At 43.5% G+C, this 315-nt stretch carries 1 protein-coding gene; it reads right to left on the bottom strand.

Annotation, left to right across the window (positions count from 1 at the left end; translation table 11 throughout):
* Positions 1-307, bottom strand: a 307-nt coding sequence (locus DSM465_RS19210; RefSeq protein WP_236620399.1) for a dUTP diphosphatase, incomplete at its 3' end; no start/stop codon positions are given.
* Positions 308-315: the final 8 nt, after the last annotated feature.

Here is a 315-nt window from a genome sequence, read left to right as displayed (position 1 = left end):
GCTCTGCGATTTCTAATCCGATAGACAAAAGAAAATGCAAACCGTCTACGTATTCTTCTAGTAGTGGGTTTTTAATATGCTCCGGGCCAATGTTTTTAAATCCAATGTCGTCTGTTGTGCGGTTCACTAACACGCGTGTTCTTGGAACTTGGTCATGACTCCAAAACTTAAACCCACGCCATTCATTCGCCAACTCCCCAAGCTCCACCATCAATGCAAGGATTTTCTTGCTTAATCTATCCTCACCTTCTTGTCTTGGATGCTCTCTTTCGATGTATTCGTCCAGCTGGCGTTGCATCTCGAACAACTTTTGTA

The organism is Geobacillus thermodenitrificans subsp. thermodenitrificans DSM 465, from assembly GCF_000496575.1.
Lineage (GTDB): Bacteria > Bacillota > Bacilli > Bacillales > Anoxybacillaceae > Geobacillus > Geobacillus thermodenitrificans.
This window is presented reverse-complemented; position numbering and strand designations above follow the sequence as displayed.